Annotated in this window: 13 protein-coding genes; 10 read left to right on the forward strand and 3 right to left on the reverse strand. The window is 44.4% G+C overall.

Annotated elements, in window-relative coordinates:
* Nucleotides 1-119: 119 nt before the first annotated feature.
* Both HOP38_RS19760 and clcA read right to left on the reverse strand, forming a co-directional pair.
* The gene (locus HOP38_RS19760) at nt 120-1,088 is read right to left on the reverse strand and encodes a TDT family transporter (protein ID WP_038222071.1); all 969 of its coding nucleotides are present in this window, start codon (nt 1,086-1,088) and stop codon (nt 120-122) included.
* A 102-nt stretch (nt 1,089-1,190) separates the two neighbouring features.
* The gene (gene clcA / locus HOP38_RS19765) at nt 1,191-2,591 is read right to left on the reverse strand and encodes a H(+)/Cl(-) exchange transporter ClcA (protein ID WP_006070537.1); all 1,401 of its coding nucleotides are present in this window, start codon (nt 2,589-2,591) and stop codon (nt 1,191-1,193) included.
* Between the two features lie 470 nt (nt 2,592-3,061).
* On the opposite strand from clcA, the gene HOP38_RS19770 reads away from it, so the two are divergent.
* From HOP38_RS19770 to HOP38_RS19815, 10 genes are all read left to right on the forward strand, one after another.
* Entirely contained in the window at nt 3,062-4,048 is a 987-nt protein-coding gene (locus HOP38_RS19770; protein ID WP_006070536.1) for a CobW family GTP-binding protein, read from the forward strand.
* A 3-nt stretch (nt 4,049-4,051) separates the two neighbouring features.
* Nucleotides 4,052-5,089 (forward strand): helix-turn-helix transcriptional regulator, encoded by a 1,038-nt coding sequence (locus HOP38_RS19775; RefSeq protein ID WP_031494840.1) that lies wholly within the window; start codon nt 4,052-4,054, stop codon nt 5,087-5,089.
* Between the two features lie 128 nt (nt 5,090-5,217).
* Nucleotides 5,218-7,473 (forward strand): multiheme c-type cytochrome, encoded by a 2,256-nt coding sequence (locus HOP38_RS19780; protein WP_198558770.1) that lies wholly within the window; start codon nt 5,218-5,220, stop codon nt 7,471-7,473.
* Between the two features lie 104 nt (nt 7,474-7,577).
* The gene (locus HOP38_RS19785; RefSeq protein ID WP_198558771.1) at nt 7,578-8,567 is read left to right on the forward strand and encodes an AAA family ATPase; all 990 of its coding nucleotides are present in this window, start codon (nt 7,578-7,580) and stop codon (nt 8,565-8,567) included.
* Nucleotides 8,568-8,584: 17 nt separating this feature from the next.
* Nucleotides 8,585-9,544 (forward strand): DUF58 domain-containing protein, encoded by a 960-nt coding sequence (locus HOP38_RS19790; protein WP_124941907.1) that lies wholly within the window; start codon nt 8,585-8,587, stop codon nt 9,542-9,544.
* Nucleotides 9,541-10,098, forward strand: coding sequence for a DUF4381 family protein (locus HOP38_RS19795; protein WP_198558772.1), 558 nt, complete (start codon nt 9,541-9,543; stop codon nt 10,096-10,098). The genes HOP38_RS19790 and HOP38_RS19795 overlap by 4 nt, the downstream gene beginning before the upstream one ends.
* On the forward strand, nt 10,095-11,135 hold the full coding sequence (locus tag HOP38_RS19800; RefSeq protein WP_006070530.1) for a vWA domain-containing protein: 1,041 nt from the start codon (nt 10,095-10,097) through the stop codon (nt 11,133-11,135). Before HOP38_RS19795 ends, HOP38_RS19800 begins: the two co-directional genes overlap by 4 nt.
* Nucleotides 11,135-12,823, forward strand: a complete 1,689-nt coding sequence (locus HOP38_RS19805; RefSeq protein WP_198558773.1) for a vWA domain-containing protein — start codon at nt 11,135-11,137, stop codon at nt 12,821-12,823. Before HOP38_RS19800 ends, HOP38_RS19805 begins: the two co-directional genes overlap by 1 nt.
* Complete coding sequence (locus tag HOP38_RS19810; RefSeq protein WP_198558774.1) at nt 12,820-14,079, forward strand: BatD family protein; 1,260 nt, start codon at nt 12,820-12,822, stop codon at nt 14,077-14,079. Before HOP38_RS19805 ends, HOP38_RS19810 begins: the two co-directional genes overlap by 4 nt.
* Before the next feature lie 26 nt (nt 14,080-14,105).
* Entirely contained in the window at nt 14,106-15,011 is a 906-nt protein-coding gene (locus tag HOP38_RS19815; RefSeq protein WP_038222099.1) for a LysR family transcriptional regulator, read from the forward strand.
* Between the two features lie 6 nt (nt 15,012-15,017).
* On the opposite strand, the gene HOP38_RS19820 is transcribed toward HOP38_RS19815, so the two are convergent.
* Nucleotides 15,018-15,968 carry a LysR family transcriptional regulator gene (locus HOP38_RS19820; RefSeq protein WP_198558775.1) on the reverse strand — a complete coding sequence of 317 codons (951 nt, stop codon included), beginning with the start codon at nt 15,966-15,968 and terminating at the stop codon, nt 15,018-15,020.
* Nucleotides 15,969-15,990 lie beyond the last annotated feature (22 nt).

Genomic DNA, 15,990 nt, shown 5'->3' on the forward strand with positions numbered 1-15,990 from the left:
TACTAGCAATCTTCACTATACTACATAGCGATATATTCATCTTGCTTATACCCATTGGGGATCTGTGCGAGGTTTTTTATACTCTTTTTAGTTGTTATTGATATATGTATCACATTTTTTCATTGTCGTGACATTAACTCCGGCCAATACATTTTGATAAAACCAAAACTCACCCAGATAACCGCCAAAGTTGCTACAGATAACTCCAAAAAGCCGAAGTTGTGAAGCCAATGCCAATGCGGGTACTCGCCCTCGAAGAAATCCGTTAACCTGTACATCGCGATAGAACTGATGACTGAAGGAAAGGTAATCGCAGCGATAGATGGTTGAAATTTCAGTTTTAATAATCTGAAGTAACACAAATAGATAAGTAATGTCATCGTGATGGCGATACCAGCTAGCGCACCCGTCAGTATAGGATCAGGTTCAGGGAAATTGACTAAGTATGCTGATAATGTGAGGTTGATCGGCGCTGCCATGATAGCGATAGTAGGTCTGGCACGTTTGCGAAGCATACCTTCAAACACCAGTCGATATAGAACCAGTGGTAGCATAAAGAAATATATTGCGATGCATACACTAGCAATGGTTTCAGAATATACCGTATGTCCAAATTGAGTTCCTGCTAATGAACTACTAATTAGTCCAACAGGATAAAGAAACCAGCTTGGAACTATATTGGCTATTTTAAAATTCTTAATTTGATAGAAAAAGAATAATATCGCCATGAGTATATGCAACATCAACGCAGCAAACCAAAGAGGATAGGCGATGAGCGGTCTAATAACGGCTAAGTAATCACACAGGATTAATAACGCCATACTCATTGGAGCCATTAAGCTGCCTGTTAATGGGTGCTTTATATCAGCAGAAAATATATGGCGATTGAGCAGATATTTTAACAGTACGGGAATTAACAGTAGGGCCCCGATAGTGGCTAAGATTGGCTGAATAGTCTTACCAAGTTCTGGTACATACATCGCCCAAGCGTGGCCGAGGCCGATTATTCCTAAAGCCAATGAGGCTTGAGAGGTGGGGACACTGTGAAACTGTGTCAGTCGTTTTAGGGCAGCAAGACTTGTTGTCACGAGGAGAGCTCTCTTTAATATCCTTATTATTATCTGCTAGCTCTTCTGGGAGAACTAGCAGTCTAGCCGTCTAATTATACACAGTTTGGATAGAAAATGCGCTCAGTTTTCCTTTCGTGGTAGATCTTCTTGTCGTAGTTTTTCGTTTTTGATGGTTCGGTGGAGTAGTTGGCTATAAATAGGTTGTCCCCCCATTGCTTGAGCAATTACTGTTGCGCCCAACGCAGTGATGATAAGTGGTAAGATCAAGTGGTAGTTATTGGTCATTTCAATGACCAGTAAAATTCCAGTAATCGGTGCACGTACCGTTGCAGAGAAGAGTGCACCCATCCCTGCGATTGCAAAGACAGCGGGTTCTATTGGTAATTCAGGAAATAGTGCTTTCGCTGTTAATCCGAAGGCATAACCGAAGGACGTTCCCAGTGCCAGCATAGGTGCAAAAATACCGCCAGGCGCACCAGAGCCAAAGCAAATAAGGGTAGTAAGTACTCTACCGATAAACAGCAATACCAAGATGGAAGCGCTAAAACTGCCATTTGTAATATCAGGAATAATACCGATACCGCCACCAGTTAATTCTGGTACATAGAGAAGGAGTAGTCCGAAACATCCACCAATAATAGAGCCAGTAAACAGGAAACGCTTAAGGTCGTTTTTATGAATGCGTACAAACAGATCCTGAAACACAGTAACAAGTTTATTGAAAGCAACGCCAAATACACCGAAAAGTGCACCTAAAACTAGAAACAGCCACAACACATTGAGCTCTGGTGAGCCATATTGTGGAATGGAGATGACGGCGCTTTGGCCATTAATATAGCGAAAAACCAAAGTCGCGGTTACTGCTGAGATAAGTACGGCTTTAATAGAAATAAGAGAGTAGCGAAAATGTGGACGCATCTCTTCGACAACAAACATGATACCGGCAAGAGGGGCGTTAAAAGCAGCTGCGAGACCGCCTGCAGCACCGGACGCAAGTAAGGTATGGCGACTGTCATCGTTTTTTACTCGGAAGAGATCTGTCACCATCCGAGCTAAGTTGCCGCCCATTTGTACCGTTGGGCCTTCTCGACCTAGTACCATACCTGAACCGAGAGCTCCTAAGCCACCAAAGAACTTAACGGGTAACACGCGCCACCAACGAACTGGTCGCATATTATCCATCGCACCCTCAATTTCAGGAATACCTGATCCAGCGGCCTCTGGTGCAAATTTATGGACCAAAAAATAGCCAATGAAGGCGAGTAATGCACTAATTAGAAAAGCTGATAACCACAGAGGAAGGACTGAACCGATTTCGTCGCGAAGCCACTCTGTGCGGGTCTCAGTTACGAAGTGAACACCAAGCTCAAACAATGTGCCTACTAAACCTGCAAGTACACCCACAACACAAGACAGCAAAAGCACTGAGATAGGGGTCGTGTCTCTCGAGAGAAATTGATTAATCGTTCCGCGTGGCACATGGGCAAGTAACGACTGTTTGATTCTTTCTCTCTTTGTCATTGTATTTAAAGACCTTGGTTCTTCGGATTGGCGGGAATGTATAAGTAAAATTATACGACTTAGAACAATTGGCAACAGTGGTAAAGATGAAAAGTAGTATTCCAAATTTAATGTTGCCTAGTGTTGCAGCGTTTTGTGATTCACCTCAATGTTCTCTACTTGCAATAATCCAGATATGTACCATATTTAAAGCGTAGGGATTGTATTCGACGAGCATGGAGGATTTGAAAACCCTACGTACAATTTGGATGTGCAACAAACACATACTACTGCCCCGTAAATTATCTCAGCCGCGTTAACAAGGTTCAGAGATTCGCAAACTCACGATTGAGTAACGGGGGATCAAGGCGCGCGCAAAGTGCGCCTTTTGTCTTTTGGTCTTTTATACTCATCCCTAAACCTATTCAATATAGAACCTACGAGTCACTTAGGTATATACTCATACCAAAGCAACATTCAGAGAGTTCATCATGTCAAATCAAGTGCCTACCAACATCATCACTGGTTTTCTTGGTGTGGGTAAAACCACCACAATACTTAATCTACTTAAATCAAAACCCGAGAATGAGAACTGGGCGGTACTCGTTAATGAGTTTGGAGAAGTCGGTATTGATGGTGCAATGATGGCTGAGGGTGGTGCACTTATTAAAGAAGTCCCGGGAGGCTGCATGTGTTGCACTGCAGGTGTTCCGATGTCGGTAGGTATCAACGTCTTGTTAAGACAAAAGCCGGATCGTTTGATAATCGAACCAACAGGGTTGGGGCATCCCAAACAGGTCATTAAGACGTTAACATCAGAGCAGTACACTGATTATATTGATTTAAAAGCGACGATTGCGTTGGTGGACCCGCGTAATTTATCCGATGATAGGCATTTATCTAATGCTAACTTTAATGATCAACTTAGTGTCGCTGAGGTTGTGATCGGTAATAAAGTGGATCAATGCACCGCTGAAGATGTCGATGTGTTCAATGATTGGGTTACGGATCAAACGCCTGCCAAGATTTTCCACAAACTGGTAAAAAACGGCGTGCTTCCGATAGAGGTATTGGATATAGAGCGACGAATTCAAGAAACGGAATCTTCTGCCCACTCTCACGACTTTCACGACCATAGCGATCTTGAACCAGTATTCGAGTTATCTCCTGAAAAACCATTTATTCGTCGCGAGAATCAGGGACAAGGCTACTTTAGTTGTGGTTGGATTGTTGGTGCGGAACATACATTCGATTTTGACCAGTTATTCTCAATGTTCAGTGATTTGAATGCAGAGCGCATTAAGGCGGTAGTAAACACAGATAAAGGTTGTTACGCCTTTAACGTTGCTAATCGTGTTGTTTCTGTCAATCAAATGTCGTTAGAAGGCTATGAATCAAGAATCGAAGTCATCGATAGTGAACTTCTACCATGGGAGCAATTGGAGACAGTACTCCTTCGCTTGTGTGGCTTACGTTAGGGTATGGACTCAAATGAACTTCTAAAGACGGCTTCGACCCGACAAATCATTGATGTGCAGTGGCTTCGGTCTCTTGACGAGGCTGCTAAGCGCTATGGTCTCGATATTGCTGCGTATCGCGGCGGCATCAAGGATTGGCACGAGCAAATGGAGAGGCCAAAGGTCTCCCTTGATGCGTTGGAGGAAGCGATTGCACTAGTGGAAGCACATCCTGCCGCGTTTGATATTGTGATAGATGCTGGTACCAGTATTACGGCAAATCATCTCGGTGTGCTTGGGGCGTTTCTATATAGCGCTCCCAGCGTTGATGTCATGTTGAAGTTCTTCGAAGCATTTTCGTTAGTGTTTTGTCCTGCTGTAAAGTTGGTGTTTATTCATCGCCTTAATGAGAAGTCTGAACTTTGGATGCTCAGACACGACAACGATAAAGGTATGCCGACCTTTTCCAACCTTGGTTTTAGCTATTACTGTATCGCCCTAATTACTTTTATTCGTTCGACACAAAAAGAAGCGTGCACCGTAGAGTTTTTCTTTGAACGAGATCCTCTAGATGACGACGTCATAGAGTCATTAGAACAACGATTTAATTGCCGAATTTTCTATGGGCATAAGATTCGACGTATTACCTTACCAAGCTGGTTTGTTAATAAACCATGCACCTACGCCAACTCTGAGCTTAACGCGACATTAGTGGCACCGATGCATTACAGTGCCGAAAGCACTATGGATTCGAGTTTAGCTGAGCAGGTGTTTTCCGTTTTTAAGCAGTATGAGGTCACAGATATAACGATTGACTCTGTGTCTCGGCATTTTCATATGAGTAGTAGAACACTAACAAGAAAACTCAGTGCGCAGTCTTTGTCGTTTCGAACTTTGCTAGACCGTTACAAATTAGAACGAGCGATTTCGTTGTCCGCCAACCCGAGTACAAACCTCACTCAAATTGCCTTAGAAGTCGGTTTTAAAGATCTAAGCTCCTTCTCGAGAGCTTTCAAGCGTTGGACAGGCGAGTCGCCAAAATCGCTATTGAATAGTCGATAAACTATCTTTTTGCTGTCTTAATAAACTGATCGGGTTTTATCTTTTTAGAACACCTTGCACCTATAACTCAGTAGTCTATTGTTATTATTGAAATAACAATAACTTGCACGTGTTAGAAGGGAAGCTAAATGGGTGTGATGGTAAGAGTTTTATTAGCACTAGTTAGTGTCGGTTTCACATCGTCGGCAGTTAGCTCTGAACTTGAAGGGGCTTCCTTTGTTGGCAGTGATGCTTGTATTGAATGTCATGCTAAGGAAGTCGAGTCATGGACGGGCTCTGACCATGAGCGAGCCATGGATCACGCGACATCGGAGAGTGTTCTAGCCGATTTCAATAATGTTCAGTTTACGTATCAAGGGAAAACGAATCGCTTCTATAAGAAAGACGATGAATTCTGGGTCAATATTCAAGGACCTGACGGTGAGTTCCACGACTATCAAATTCTTTATACTTTCGGTCATTACCCACTTCAACAATATATGGTCCAGTTTGATGATGGTCGCGTACAACTGATACCTTTTACATGGGATTCGAGAGCCAAGGAGTCTGGCGGGCAAAGGTGGTACCACCTCTATCCTGATACGACGCCAAACGATGAGTTTTATTGGACCAACTCTGGTCAAAATTGGAACTTCATGTGTGCAGATTGCCACTCTACAAACTTACACAAAGGCTACGACAAAGCCACCAATCAATATGAAACCACTTGGTCTGAGATTAATGTCGGTTGTGAAGCCTGTCATGGTCCTGCTAGTGTCCATATAGAGCTTGCAAAGCAAGGCAGTGACGGGAGCTTTAGGACTGTTGACCACTACGGTTTCAATCGTGATTTATCTCAAGCGGTGACAAGCTGGGTATTCAAACAAGGGAAATCGACGTTACAACCTAGTGATATTAAATCGACCCAACAGGTAAAAGTATGTGCTCAGTGTCATAGTCGACGTGTTCAGCTCACAGAAGACTACGATCATGTACAAGGCGAGATTTTGGATCGTTACTTGGTTTCAAACCTTACTCAAGAACTTTATCACGCTGATGGTCAAATCTACGATGAAGTGTATGTGCTTGGTTCATTTGAACAATCGAAAATGGCTCAGATGGGCGTCACGTGTACCAATTGTCATGATCCACATACGGCTAAGCTTAAAATCCCGGAAGAAAGTGTTTGCTTACAATGTCACATCGCGTCTGAATATAGCTCGGAAAATCATACATTCCATCAAAAAGGCAGTGAAGCAGACAAGTGTACGACTTGTCACATGCCAGAAACTACTTATATGGAAGTCGACCCAAGAAGAGACCACAGTTGGCACGTTCCTCGTCCAGACCTCACACAACATATCAAAACGCCCAATGTCTGTACGACATGCCATGAAAGTGAGTCACCTGAGTGGGCTAGTAAAGCGCTTGCGGTATGGTTCCCTGAATCTAAATACCAAAACAGCCAGCATTATGGAATTGCCTTCTATGCAAGTGCCATAGGGCACCGCGCTGCAGCGGATGCCTTATCGTACATTGCGCAAGATAACTCTGAAGCTTCAATCGTAAGAGCATCAGCGTTGCAACGTTTAGCCAATTATCCTGGCCAAAATAGTTTGATAGCGCTTGGGCGTGCTGTAAAAAACAGCGATGCGATGGTACGGGTCGGGGCGATCCAAGGCAGTGAGCCTTATCCTTCACACCAACGCTGGCAAATTATCTCGCCGTTATTGACTGATTCAGTGCTAGCTGTTCGAACTGAAGCCGCTGGTGCGTTAGCGCGTTATTGGCAGGAGCTAAATCCTCTTCAAAAAGATCAACTAAAGCCTGCGTTAAAAGAATATATAGCAGTACAAGAATTTAACTCTGACAGAGGTTTTGGTCGCACCAATCTAGGTAACGTTTACGCCGCTCAAGGTAAGACAAAGCTGGCCATTGCAGAGTACGAAGGTGCCATTCTTGTTGAACCATACTTTGCCAATAGTTATATCAATCTGGCGGACCTTTATCGTGCTCAGGGTCAAGAGGCATTAACCGAGCAGACTCTACAGTTGGGCATCAAAAATCAGCCAAACTCAGCGGCAATTCGTTACAGCGCTGCGCTTTCCAAACTAAGACAGGGTGAAAAACTGGCAGCATCTGACTTATTAAAACAAGCGGTAGACCTAGAAAAAGACAATGCTCAGTACTGGTACGTTTATGGTTTATCGATGGAGTCTATTAATCTAGGGCAGGCAATCTCTGCTCTGAACCAAGCGTTCAAGCTCAGTCGAAATCCAGAACAGTTATACGCACAATGTGACATGCTGTTGAAATACCAAAAGCCTGAATCGAAGGCTTGTTTGCAGCAATTGTCGCAATTCGCACCTAAGGAAGTAATAGAGCAACTACAATCACGTTATTAAAGTGCGATGAGCATTATCAATATAACTAAAAGTTATGACCGCTAACGATAGTATGAAGGGTATGTGTTATCGCCTAAATTAAGTGTAGCTGGAAGGGTAAACGAATGAATCAAGCACAAACAGAGCTTAACCGCCTAATATCTGAAGTTGGTGAGTCAGTGATCGGACAACAGCATGTGGTCACTGCACTGGTGGTTGGGCTTATTACCAATGGTCATATTCTTCTAGAAGGCTTGCCAGGTACGGCCAAAACGCGCTCTATCAAAGCGTTAGCGGATCGTCTACATACAAGTTTTGGTCGTATTCAGTTTACCCCTGATTTGTTGCCTTCCGACGTGACAGGCACCGAAATCTATCAAGATGTAGATGGGAAACCTCAGCTACATTTCCAATCCGGACCTATCTTCAATAGCATTGTGTTGGCGGATGAGATCAATCGAGCTCCTGCTAAGGTTCAAGCCGCCTTGTTGGAAGCAATGGCAGAAGGCACGGTCACCGTAGGTGGTGAAAGCCACTCTCTCCCAGAACTCTTTATGGTGTTAGCGACACAAAACCCTATCGAGCAAGAAGGGACTTATCCATTGCCAGAAGCGCAAATGGATCGCTTTATCATGAAAGTGACGGTGGATTATCCAGAAGACGAAGCCGAGAAAGACATCATTCGCCTAGTTCGTGATGAAGAACTGGGAGCGCGTTCGAGTACAACAAAGAGCAATAGCTCCGAATCTTCCATCTCACCGGAGTCGGTGTTTCTTGCTCGTGAAGAAATGGCAAAGATAGAAGTATCTGACATCGTTGAAAACTACATTGTCGGATTAGTGATGGCTACGAGGCAGCCACACCGTTACCCAGATTCCTCGTTACAAGATTGGATTTTAGTGGGTGCTTCGCCTCGTGCGTCTATCGCTCTGGATAAATGCAGTCGAGCCTATGCGTGGTTACAAGGCCGCTCTCATGTAGAGCCAGATGATGTGCGTGCCGTGGCTCATATGGTTCTGGGTCATCGGGTAGCGCTGTCATACAACGCGCTCGCAGAGCAAATCACTCAGAAGGATGTCGTCGACCGTCTATTGGATGTTGTGGCTATTGGCTAACCGCAGAGGTAGATAATATGGCTCACAATACCGAGGCGTCACTCGATACTCGCATTTATACTCCATACGCCCGATTGGTGAAACTGCAATCGCAAGTTCAAGCTTTCTCACTATTGCCACACTTGATGGCGCAGTCGGCAATGTCTGGCAGACACAGTTCTCCGTTTCGCGGTCGTGGTCTTAACTTCGAAGAATTGCGACATTATCAGCTTGGTGATGACATTCGTAATCTCGATTGGAAGGTCACGATGCGTACTGGTAAACCACATGTCAGAACCTATACCGAAGAGAAAGATCGTAACTTTATTCTGTGTATTGACCAGCGAAGCGGGATGTATTTTTCGTCAGTCGATACGATGAAATCGGTTGTTGCAGCTGAAGTTGGCGCACTGGCTGCTTGGCGAATCATAAAAGACAACGACCGTGTGGGTTTTATCATTAATCATAGTGACCACATAGAGTACATAAAACCACAGCGCTCGCAAAATCATCTGCTACATGGACTTAAGCGCTTGTGTCACGCAAATCAATCCCTTGGTTTACACAGTGAAGACAGTGACAACGTAGGCTTTACGGCGACCATATCTATGCTTGGTAATCTGGGGTTAAAAAACGCCACCGTAGTTTTCATATCGGATTGGTCAGATGCTACAGAGCATGATATTGACCGACTGAAATACCTACAACAGCACAATGACATCCTCAGCGTAATCATCTCGGACCCACTAGAACGTCGACTACCTGATGAGATTCTTGATGCGTCAACGTTAGTATTTGGCGATGGTAAGTATCAGTTAAGTGTGACAGAGAAACATAAACTCAATACCGCCAATGCTGGTTTGGCAGCGCAATCTCAAAGCAAACTGGAAAGCTTACGCCAGCTTATGTCGATAAAAAAATTACCTGTGATTGAACTGACGACCGATGGTGACCACATTGCCAGGTTTAAACGAGCTGTAGGAGGGTTTAGCTCATGACTCAACCTGCACCTAGCTCTTACATTTTGCGTAACATGCTCGAAGTTCCTAATCCTGATTCGGTTAGTTGGTTGCCACAAACCATTGGATGGCAACTTATCGGATTACTCATCGTTCTACTCATTGGCGTTAAACTTTTTCGCGGCTATTGTCGCCATTCTATGCTTCGTTACCGAAGAGAAGCACTCGACATACTGCAAAGCAACAAAACATCTAAACAGCGCGACCAGATGTGTTACGACGTACTAAAAAGTGTCACGCAGTACCTTAAAATCTCTCAATCTCAACAATATGGAACAGCATGGATAGGGCAATTGAACCGCTATGTCAGCCCTGATGCTCAATTTAATGTTGAGTTGGGTGGAAAATGGTTGCGCACTTTACTGAGTTCAAAAGTGACACTAGACGCTTCGGAATCAGAACATATTTATCAACAAGTACATAGGTGGATTGAACATCACCCCGTACCTAATTGGCTTAAACAGTATTGGCAGGCAAAACAAGTGATTGCTCGCAGTCTCAGTAGAATGGGTATTCAAGGAGGTCAGCGATGAGTTGGTCTACCTTAACATTGACGTATCCGCTGTGGCTTTTGCTTCTGCCGCTGCCAGTGGTTGTCTATCGATTTGTACCTGCATACAAGACCAAACAAAGTGCCATCAAAGTCCCTTTCTTTAATAAGTTGCTGGATATTTTGGGTGAGCAGCCAGAACTTGGTGCCAGCCAATTGCAACCGTCTTGGTGGCAACGTGGAATACTGATCGTTTCATGGTGCTTATTGGTTATTGCAATGACCAAACCGACGGTATTGGGCGAGCCACAAACGAGAGAGAAGCTTGGTCGAGATGTGATGGTCGCAGTTGATTTATCGGGCTCTATGTCTGAGATGGACTTCTCTTCGTCAGACGGTCAAGCGGTCTCAAGGCTTGATGCTGTCAAAAGTGTCCTGCATGAATTTGTTGCAACGCGAGAAGGTGACCGACTTGGTCTGATACTGTTTGGTGATGCGGCTTATCTTCAAACGCCTTTCACCGCGGATCACGATGTCTGGCTTGCGTTACTTGATCAGACTGAAGTGGCGATGGCAGGGCAGAGCACGCATCTAGGTGATGCGATAGGTCTCGCGATTAAGGTATTTGAACAATCTGAATCGTCAAAAGACAAAGAGAAAGTAGTCGTGGTACTGACCGATGGTAATGACACTGGCAGTTTTGTAGAACCTAAAGATGCCGCTATTGTCGCGGCGGCAAAAGGTGTGCGTATTCACGTGATTGCGATGGGCGATCCCGCCACCATCGGTGAGCAGGCGCTGGATATGGCAACGATCGATAATATTGCTAGCCAATCAGGTGGTCAGGCATTTCAGGCCCTAGACCAAGAAGCACTTCAACAAGCGTACCGAACGATTGGTGAGTTAGAGCCGAAGTTGTACGAAAGTACTCAATACCGACCTAAACAAACCGTGCACCAGTATTTATTGATGGTAGTAGTCATCCTGTATTTGATCGCCTTTTCAACCGCAACGCTTCGGCGTCGGTATAGTCAACCTCGCGAACTTAACGAGACCAATCAAACGGGGAGAAACATCTAATGAACTCCCTAGTCGTCGAGCAAATTATTTCTCAGTTCCATTTTACGCGTCCCTATTGGTTGCTTGCTTTTGTACCATTAGCCTTGCTGTTGCTACTTCGTTGGCGCAGAGAATCATCTGCTGCTTGGAAAACCATAATTCCTGAGCATCTGCAAAAGGTGTTGGTTATTGGCGAGCAAGGGTGGAAAAGCCAGCTGCCACTTAAACTCCTTAGTGCGATTCTTAGCTTAGCTATTATTGTTTGCGCAGGGCCGACTTGGCAGCGTGAGGCCTCACCATTTGGTGAGGATCAAGGCGAATTGGTGATAGTACTCGATACCAGCCAATCGATGATGCAAAGTGATTTACCGCCTTCTCGACTCGAGCGTGCCAAGTACAAAATTCGCGACTTACTGCAAGCTCGTCAAGGTGGAAAAACATCGCTTATTGTCTTTGCTGGCAGCGCTCACACCGCGATGCCAATGACAGAAGATAATCAGGTGTTCTTGCCGTTCTTAAACGCTATTTCACCAGAAGTGATTCCTGTTCAGGGTAAGAGTGCCCAAGCCGCTATCCCTCAAATACAGTCACAGCTTAAAGGCAGTTCATCGGGTTCAGTGCTCATTATTTCAGATGGCGTAGCATCAGAGGCGATTGAACAGTATAAGAAGGCGTTTGAAGACTCAAACGTGCTCGTCATGGTGATGGCGGTAGGCAGTGAACGCAACCAATCAAGCGCAGCAACAGACTGGGACAGCCTGAAGCAGCTTGCCAATGACACTGGTGGAAGGTACTACGCGTTGAGTATCGACAACACTGATGTTGAACAAATTGCTACTGATGTTGAAAGGCACATGCAAATCTCTGGAGAGTCAGCTATGCCTTGGCGTGATATGGGCTACTATCTGGTCTTTCCGATTATGCTGCTAGCTTTGCTTTGGTTCAGAAAGGGTTGGTTGGTGCAATGGATGTTCGTCGCAACCTTATTAAGTCCAAATATTTTGGTCTCAGAAGCACACGCGGAAGCGGTGTCGTCGGTGGCAAAAACTGAGACAACTGCACAATCTGTGTCACAAGTGGATCAACTCTGGATCTCAGCGAAACAAGCGTGGATGAATCTTTGGCTGACACCCGAACAACAAGGTCAGTGGTATTTTGAGCGTGGAGAGTTTCTAAAAGCGGCAAAGCATTATCAAGAGCCCATGAATAAAGGCATTGCCTATTACTACGGGCGCGATTTTAAGTCAGCACAAGCGCAGTTTTTGCAAGTTCAGAATAACGAACTAGGTACCCTATATTTAGGCAATGCATTAGCACGACAACGAGAATACTTGGCAGCAAGAAACCTCTATCGCGCGCTTGCTAAGGACACACAATCCGCGGATATTGCAGAAAAAGCGACTCATAACTACCAGGTGATGCAATCGCTTGTTGACGAAATAAACCGATTCAGTGAAAGCCAAAAAGGGACCACAGATGGCCCAGAAGAATCTATAGAGCTTGGTGATAATCCTCAAACGGCAGATGGCGCTGATGAAACGACGACATCGGAAATGATGCTAAAAGAGACGCTCAATGCACGGGAAATTCTAGGAAGTGAAGAACTGGCTGATAAATGGCTAAGCCGAGTGGAAGCCGATCCTAAAAACTTCTTACGCAATAAATTCCAGATTCAACTGCGTGACACTCAGAGAGGTCAAACTCAATGATTCTTCGACTTTGCTATGTAAAACGATTGAGCTTGCTGCTTGTTAGCACTTTCTTACTGGTGTTCTCTGTACAATCTAATGCGGCTATGTCCATCAACGAACTTGAACGTGTAGGAGGCGTAGAAATCAAGTCTTGGCTCAGTACAGGAGCAACCGCGTCTGAACCTGCTGCCATTAGAGAACAGGTGATATTGTACATTGAGGTATCGACACCTCGTTGGTTTACAGGTGGTACTCGCATTTCGGCTTTTGGTATGCCCGATCTTATTGTCAAACAGCGCAATCAGCTTGCGACCAATTATACTGAGAGAAAAAATGGCCAAACATGGTCACGTCAGCGTTGGGAGATTACGCTTTACCCTCAGCAAAGTGGTGAATATCGTTTACCTAAAGTTCCAGTTAGAGTTCAAGTGTCAGCATCTGATGGGACTAACGTGCAAGGCACACTCTATACCAAACCGATGTCGCTTTTTACTCAACTTCCAGATGCTTCCTTCACTCCAAACAAGCCTTGGTTTGTTGCCAGTAACGTCAAGGTTTCGGAAGATTGGCAGCAGTCATCTGAGAAGTTGGAAGCAGGAGATAGCCTGACAAGAAAAGTAACCATTACGGCTGATGACACGTTATCCATACTATTGCCTCCACTAGACAGTGAACAATCCATCGTTGGCACGAAATCTTATCCCAAACCAAGTGCGTTGACAGATAGTCAGACTCGCGGAAACTATCAATCGACCCGAACCGATGAGACTGTTTATATACTGACAACAGGTGGTGAGGTCACGTTTCCAAAGCAGACGATTCGTTGGTGGGATAGCGAGTCACAATCTGTCAAAGAAGTAACACTAGAAACTAAAAAAATAACCGTTGCTCACACTTGGCGATCTTTATTGAATACCTATTGGTCGCAGATAGCTATACTGATAAGTGCCTCTATTGTATTGATAGGATTGACGATCTTTGTAAATCGCTATTATAAGTTTCACCCTAAACCGCCTTGGTGGCTGTTCCAACAAGCCGTAAGAAAACAAGATTGGCCTAAGGTAAGAACGTTACTTTATTTAAAAGGTCGAAAGCGTACTGCCACCCTAGAATTAAAGCGAATGCACGACAGTGATAAGTGGCGAGCGGAAAGTGAGTACATTCAGAGGCATACGCCAAACAAAGAAAACAGCTTTTGGCTGTGGCGTCAGTTGAAAAGTAGAAAACAACAACAGCGCGCAAGTGACTTAAAAGGCCTTGATAAATGGGGTTGAGTGCTGCGAGTGAAGTTAAGGTAATAATGAAAAATACTGAGCTAAACCTAATTCCCGTATTCGTTGCAATCTATGAAGAGCAAAGTCTTTCTAGCGCGGCTTCAAGGTTGGGAATTAGTCAGCCTGCCGTTAGCAAGGCTTTAAAGCGATTAAGAGAAATCTATGATGACTCGCTGTTTCATCGAAACGCAAGTGGTGTAGAGCCGACTACGTTTGCCAATGATATCTATCCAGCGCTAGCCACTTCTTTGAAGAACTTTACTTCGACATTAGAAGCTTCTAGAGACTTTAACCCAAAGACATCGACCAAGACATTCTCGATAGCTTCAGTGTCTGCAGCCAATTATGCGATATTGCCAGAGTTATTGGTTCGTATCTCCAAAATTGCACCCAAAGTATCTCTAGAAGTTCATCCTTTGTTTACTGAGGACCATGAGTCTGATTTGCGTTTACAGCGATACGATTTGGTCATTGATAGAACTCGAAGTGAAACTCCAACATTAAAAGTTAGAGAGATTTTCAGAGAAAAGCTGTACGTGGTAGTCGCCAACAATCACCCACGTATAACCGGAGACACGATTACTACCGAGCAATATTTAGCGGAGCAGCATGTGGTGATGTCTCAATGGCAGACACGTAAAAGCTTCTTTAATGAGAAGGACTTCCCTGAATTCGGTAAACGTAAAATTATGTACCGAGCGGCGGGTGAGGTAGATATGTTGCCAGCGATTAGCCAAACTGACGCAATAGGTATTATTACCCACTCAACATTCAACAAGTTTGCTGTTGGTCTAGATGTTAAGGCATTGATGATGCCATTTGGCGCATCAGATTATGGACTAAGCATGGTTTGGCACCCGAGTCGCAACTCGGATGCGGCGCATCAATGGTTAAGACAACAGATTATTAAGATTGCCTCTCAAGTTAATTAATTTAGGTCATTGCTTGTACATATGCTGATAGTCAGGAATATGGGCTTCCCAGCGAGCTGGCTCTCCAATGTAGCTCTTCAACTGATTAATGAACTCGGAAACCAGTAAGGTTTGTTTGCGATGTGGATAAATAGCGTAAATCCCTGTGTCCTGAGTAGATAGGGTATAGTCGGTGAGTAATGGTACTAACCCTAATTCATCAATGGGTTTTTCCAAATTAAATAGGTCAATAACGCAATAACCAATTCCATTCTGCGTTGCAGACATCATGGTTCGAACGTCATTGACTTTATAGTTACCCTGCATTTTATAGCTAGTCATTTCTTGGCAACTCGGTGTTCTACTCATTTTAAAACTATCAAGACATACATCGCCGTTATTATAGATGACGGCGGGCAGGGTAATGAGCTCTTCCGGTGTTTGTGGTGTTCCATGTTGCTTAAGGAACTCTTTAGAGGCAACGATGGCAAAGTTAGTCTTAGCCAGCTTTTTAGCAATTAAGTTCGAATCCGTTAACTTACCCATCCGAATAGCCAGATCAAAGTGATCAGCAATGATATCGGTTTTTCTGTCGTCTAAATGCAAAGTTACTTGAACGTTTGGGTACGTTCTCATAAAGCAACTAATAACGGGCTGAACATATTGCTGTCCTAAGAACACCGCGGAGACAATCCGTATGACTCCTTTTGGCTCAGATTGGTAAGAATCCGCAATTCCCTTTATGTTATCCAATGATTCTAACAACACATGAGTTTCAGCAAGAATGTCTTCCCCTGCAGAGGTAAGAAAAAACGAACGAGTAGAGCGATTGAGCAACTGCACGCCCAATGTCTCCTCGAGCTTTTTTATCTGCTTAGAAAGCGAGGAGTTATCCATATTATTGAGCGTCGCAGCTTTGGCGAATGAACCTTGCTGGACGACATCCACGAAGAGCCGAAGCTGATGAGTAATAGACATTTTGACCAATTATTTTCGGGGG

Source organism: Vibrio mediterranei (assembly GCF_013364395.1).
Classification (GTDB): Bacteria; Pseudomonadota; Gammaproteobacteria; order Enterobacterales; family Vibrionaceae; genus Vibrio; species Vibrio mediterranei.

Bases quoted from the DNA above. Each gene is read 5' to 3' on its own strand.
- clcA (WP_006070537.1), bottom strand. From the start codon at position 2,591: ATGACAAAGAGAGAAAGAATCAAACAGTCGTTACTTGCCCATGTGCCA.
- HOP38_RS19770 (WP_006070536.1), top strand. From the start codon at position 3,062: ATGTCAAATCAAGTGCCTACCAACATCATCACTGGTTTTCTTGGTGTG.
- HOP38_RS19775 (WP_031494840.1), top strand. From the start codon at position 4,052: ATGGACTCAAATGAACTTCTAAAGACGGCTTCGACCCGACAAATCATT.
- HOP38_RS19780 (WP_198558770.1), top strand. From the start codon at position 5,218: ATGGGTGTGATGGTAAGAGTTTTATTAGCACTAGTTAGTGTCGGTTTC.
- HOP38_RS19785 (WP_198558771.1), top strand. From the start codon at position 7,578: ATGAATCAAGCACAAACAGAGCTTAACCGCCTAATATCTGAAGTTGGT.
- HOP38_RS19790 (WP_124941907.1), top strand. From the start codon at position 8,585: ATGGCTCACAATACCGAGGCGTCACTCGATACTCGCATTTATACTCCA.
- HOP38_RS19795 (WP_198558772.1), top strand. From the start codon at position 9,541: ATGACTCAACCTGCACCTAGCTCTTACATTTTGCGTAACATGCTCGAA.
- HOP38_RS19800 (WP_006070530.1), top strand. From the start codon at position 10,095: ATGAGTTGGTCTACCTTAACATTGACGTATCCGCTGTGGCTTTTGCTT.
- HOP38_RS19805 (WP_198558773.1), top strand. From the start codon at position 11,135: ATGAACTCCCTAGTCGTCGAGCAAATTATTTCTCAGTTCCATTTTACG.
- HOP38_RS19810 (WP_198558774.1), top strand. From the start codon at position 12,820: ATGATTCTTCGACTTTGCTATGTAAAACGATTGAGCTTGCTGCTTGTT.
- HOP38_RS19815 (WP_038222099.1), top strand. From the start codon at position 14,106: ATGAAAAATACTGAGCTAAACCTAATTCCCGTATTCGTTGCAATCTAT.
- HOP38_RS19820 (WP_198558775.1), bottom strand. From the start codon at position 15,968: ATGTCTATTACTCATCAGCTTCGGCTCTTCGTGGATGTCGTCCAGCAA.